The 3,912-nt window shown below is 66.4% G+C and carries 4 protein-coding genes and 1 pseudogene; 2 read left to right on the top strand and 3 right to left on the bottom strand.

What is annotated here, in order from left to right; genetic code table 11:
• Positions 1-32: 32 nt before the first annotated feature.
• Positions 33-929, bottom strand: a complete 897-nt coding sequence (locus tag CIC12_RS14180; RefSeq protein ID WP_168664727.1) for an SDR family oxidoreductase — start codon at positions 927-929, stop codon at positions 33-35.
• Between the two features lie 127 nt (positions 930-1,056).
• Complete coding sequence (locus tag CIC12_RS14175) at positions 1,057-1,800, bottom strand: SDR family oxidoreductase (protein ID WP_168664726.1); 744 nt, start codon at positions 1,798-1,800, stop codon at positions 1,057-1,059.
• Positions 1,801-1,936: 136 nt separating this feature from the next.
• On the opposite strand from CIC12_RS14175, the gene CIC12_RS14170 reads away from it, so the two are divergent.
• Positions 1,937-2,842 (top strand): LysR family transcriptional regulator, encoded by a 906-nt coding sequence (locus tag CIC12_RS14170; RefSeq protein WP_168664725.1) that lies wholly within the window; start codon positions 1,937-1,939, stop codon positions 2,840-2,842.
• 72 nt (positions 2,843-2,914) lie between these two features.
• Here the strand turns inward: CIC12_RS14170 and CIC12_RS33120 are convergent.
• Positions 2,915-3,115 (bottom strand): annotated as a pseudogene (locus tag CIC12_RS33120) (hypothetical protein); the annotation flags it as partial.
• A gap of 165 nt (positions 3,116-3,280) precedes the next feature.
• Between CIC12_RS33120 and CIC12_RS14165 the strand changes: the two are divergent.
• Positions 3,281-3,912, top strand: a 632-nt coding sequence (locus tag CIC12_RS14165; RefSeq protein WP_168664724.1) for a LysR family transcriptional regulator, incomplete at its 3' end; no start/stop codon positions are given.

The raw sequence follows: 3,912 nt of genomic DNA, 5'->3' as shown, positions 1-3,912 counted from the left end.
CGCCTCCCCACAATCCGCCAGCGCCCCGGCACTTACCGCTTAACCCGCGCCTCCAGCAAATCCCCCATACCCATGCGCCGCGCGAACTCGATCCGCATGCGTTCCGATACTTCGAGCACTTCGCGTGCGCCGTCGCCGACGAAGTCGATGACCCAGCGCATCGGCCGCTCGCCCGACGGCAGCGCGACGATCCGCACGATCTCATCGGCGACGGCTTGCGGCGTCGCTTCGTCCGGCGTGAGTTCGGACAGGCGTTCGCCGATGCGGTCCATCACGCCGTCATAGCGTGCATACGCCGCTGCGCGTTCGGTATCGGCGGGCTTGCCGGCGCTCGGGAAGTGCTCGGTGCCGCGCGTGAAGGCACCCGGCACCACGATCGAGGTTTCAATGCCGAAGCGCGCGATCTCATACGCCAGCGTGACTGCGAGCGAATCCATCGCGGCCTTCGCCGCGCCATACGGACCGAGGAACGGCGGAAAGCCGCCTTTGGTCGTCGAACTGCTGACCCACAGCATCAGGCCGGCTTCCTGCTGGCGCAGGTAAGGCAGCACCGCGCGGTTCACGCGCTGCGCGCCGAACAGGTTAGTGTCGAACACCTTCATCATTTCTTCCGGCGTGAACGCTTCGGTCGGGCCGAGCACCAGATGCCCCGCGTTCTGCATCACCGCGTCGAGTCGACCTTGCTCGCGCACGATCGTCGCGGCGGCGGCATCGGCCGAGTCTTGCGACAACACGTCGAGTTCGAGCGGATGCAACTGCAGGTTCTGCGTATCGGCGAGCGCGCGCAGTGCATCGGCGCGCGGCTTGTTGCGACCGTCGACGTCGCGCATCGTCGCGTAGACGATGTGGCCGGCCTCGGCCAGCGATTGGGCCGTGAGCTTGCCGATGCCCGTGCCGGCGCCCGTGACCAGGATGACGTTCCTGCCCATTTTTTCCTCCGATTCGATTCAGTTCAATTCGATTGAAAATGCGGTGCCCTCTAAGGCCGCGCGAGGCGCGCTCGCGACGCGCTTGCCGCATGCGTCGCGGACGCCCCGCCCCAGCGAGTCGATCGCCTCAAGCGAGGCCGCCGTTCGCGCGCAGGATCTGACCATTGACCCAGCCCGCCTCGGCGCTTGCGAGGAACGCCACCACCGAGGCGATATCGTCCGGCTGACCGAGGCGTTGCAGCGGCGGCATCTTCGCGAAGTTCTGGATCTGTTCTTCAGTCTTGCCGTCGAGGAACAGCGACGTCGCGATCGGGCCCGGCGCCACCGCGTTGACGGTGATGTTGCGGCCGCGCAGTTCTTTCGCGAACACGTGGGTGAAGGCTTCGACGGCCGCCTTGGTCGCGTTGTAGATCGCGTAGCCCGGCATGTTCAGCGCGAGCGTGGTGCTCGAGAAGTTGACGATGCGCCCGCCGTCGTTCATCCGCGCGGCCGCTTCGCGCAGCGTATTGAAGGTGCCGCGCACGTTGATGTCGAAGGTCTGGTCGTACAGTGCGTCGCTGGTGTCGCCGAGCGGCACCGTCTTGAGCGCGCCGGCGTTGTTGACCAACACGTCCACCTTGCCGAGTTGCTGCTCGGTGACTTCGAACATGCGGCGCACGTCGTCGGCGTTCGATACGTCCGCTTTCACCGCGATCGCTTTTGCGCCTGCGGCGGTGAGTTCGGTTACCCGTGCATCGGCTTCGGCCGAGCTCGATGCGTAGTTGATGGCAACCGCGAAACCGTCCTTGGCGAGACGTTGCGCGACCGCCGCGCCGATGCCACGGGATGCGCCGGTCACGATGGCGACTTGAGCGTTATTGAGTGCGTTCATGATTCGTTTCCTTCGAGGGGTGAGCAGGTGTGGTGAATCATGGACGCTTTAGGAGTAGAGATAATCGGGTTGGACCGAGTATGATCATTCCATTTACTTTAATAATCGGCCGCGTATGAGCGCCGGGGTGCCAACCATGGATCGTTTCGAGGAAATGCGGGTTTTCGTGCGGATCGCCGAGCGGCAGAGCTTCACGCGCGCGTCGGACGACCTGCAGATTCCGCGCGCCACCGTCACCAATCTGATGAAGCGCATGGAGCAGCGGCTCGGCGCGCGCCTCTTGGAGCGCACCACGCGCACGGTGCGGCTCACGCATGACGGCGAGGCGTATTACCGCCGCTGCGTACGGCTGATCGCCGACATGGAAGAGGCCGAGGGTTCGTTCTCGAATCTCGCGCCCAAGGGGCTCTTGCGGGTGAATCTGCAGGGCACGCTGGCGCGGCACTTCGTCGTACCGGCGCTGCCGGCGTTTCTCGCGCGCTACCCCGAGATCGAACTGACGATCGGTGAGGACGACCGCCTCGTCGATCTGGTGCGTGAGGGGATCGACTGCGTGCTGCGCGCGGGCAATCTGCAGGATTCGTCGATGGTGGGGCGGCGCGTCGCGCAACTGCCGCAGGTGACCGTGGCGAGCCCGGCGTATCTCGCGGAATATGGCGAGCCGGCCGATCCGGCGGCGCTGTCCACGCACCGTGCGGTGAATTACCTGTCGAGCGCGACCGGCAAGCCGGTGCCGCTCGAGTTTTGCATCGACGGGAGGGATCGCGCGATGGTGCTGCCGTCGGCGGTGTCGGTGACGGGCGCCGAGCTGTACGCCGGGTCGGCGCTCGCCGGACTGGGGATCGTGCAGGTGCCGCAATACCGGGTCGCGGGGGAACTGGAAGCGGGGCGGCTGAAGGTCATCCTCGCGGATTTCCCGCCGCCGCCGATGCCGGTTTCGGTGCTGTATCCGCAGAATCGCCAGTTGTCGTCGCGTGTGCGGGTGTTTGCGCAGTGGCTGCGGGATATCTTCGAGGCGGCTGGCGGGGCGGCGGGTGAATGAGGCTGTGCGGACGGCCTGGGGGCGATGCGGGGAGCGCAGGGCGTGAAAGCGTCTGTCGGTGGGTTCGTGGCGTCACGCCTTCATCAGCTGCAGTTGCGGTTGCGCGCGAGCGGCAGTCCCCGCTGCTGATCCGCCGAGCCGCGCCCGATCATGCGGCGCGGAGAAAACTTGCACCGGCCCGAGCGGCACGATGCCGGTCGGACTGATGCCGCGATGGCTCTCGTAGTCGTGCCGCTTGATGCGCGTGAGATCGACGGTCCGCGCGATGCGCGGCAGTTCCCGCCGTCGGGTGAGAGCGGGGTGTGATTCGTGCGCTTTTTTCGAAGGCGCATCGCCGGGTATTTTCGGGCCTTTGTAACCGCCGTATCGCCATAGTGAGCGCCCCTGCAGCGCTTTGCCTTACCATAGTTGCGTCAAATTCATTCGAAGGAATGGAACATGTTGTCCGAAGACGAACTGGCTTTGCTCGACGCGATTCGCGAGACCGGCAGCCTGTCGCGCGCCGCGGCGCGCCTTGGCAAGGCGCCGTCCACGGTGTCGCATGCCGCGCGGCAACTCGAAACCCGCTTCGACGCGCTGCTGTTCGACCGGCGTCGCTACCGTCTGCAGCTGACGCCCGCCGGCCAGCTTCTCGCCGACGAAGCCGCGCGCCTGATGCTCGACATGGCGCGCATGACGCAGCGCGTGAAGCAGATCGCGAGCGGCTGGGAGGACCGGCTGTGGGTGGTCACCGACGAGATCCTCGAATTCGACCTGCTGATGCCGGTGGTGCGCGCATTCGATGCGCTCGGCTCGGGCGTCAGGTTGCGCTTCACGCACGAAGTGCTGAGCGGCACATGGGAAGCGTTGCGGGACGGCCGCGCCGATCTGATCGTCGGGGCGACCAATGAGCCGCCGGCGATTCCCGCCTTGCGCTGGTTCGAGCTCGGGGTGATGGACTGGGTGTTCGCGGTGTCGCCGCGTCATCCGCTTGCGGCTGTCGAAGGGCCGCTCGGCCGCGAGCGGATCCTCGAACATCGCGCGGTGGTGGTGGCCGACTCGTCGCGCACGACGGCGGGGCGGGCCTATGG

Origin of the sequence: Paraburkholderia sp. SG-MS1, from assembly GCF_012275575.1 — a bacterium.
Lineage (GTDB): Bacteria > Pseudomonadota > Gammaproteobacteria > Burkholderiales > Burkholderiaceae > Paraburkholderia.
The sequence above is the reverse complement of the archived record's forward strand: the minus strand, read 5'-3'. Positions and strand labels throughout refer to the sequence as shown.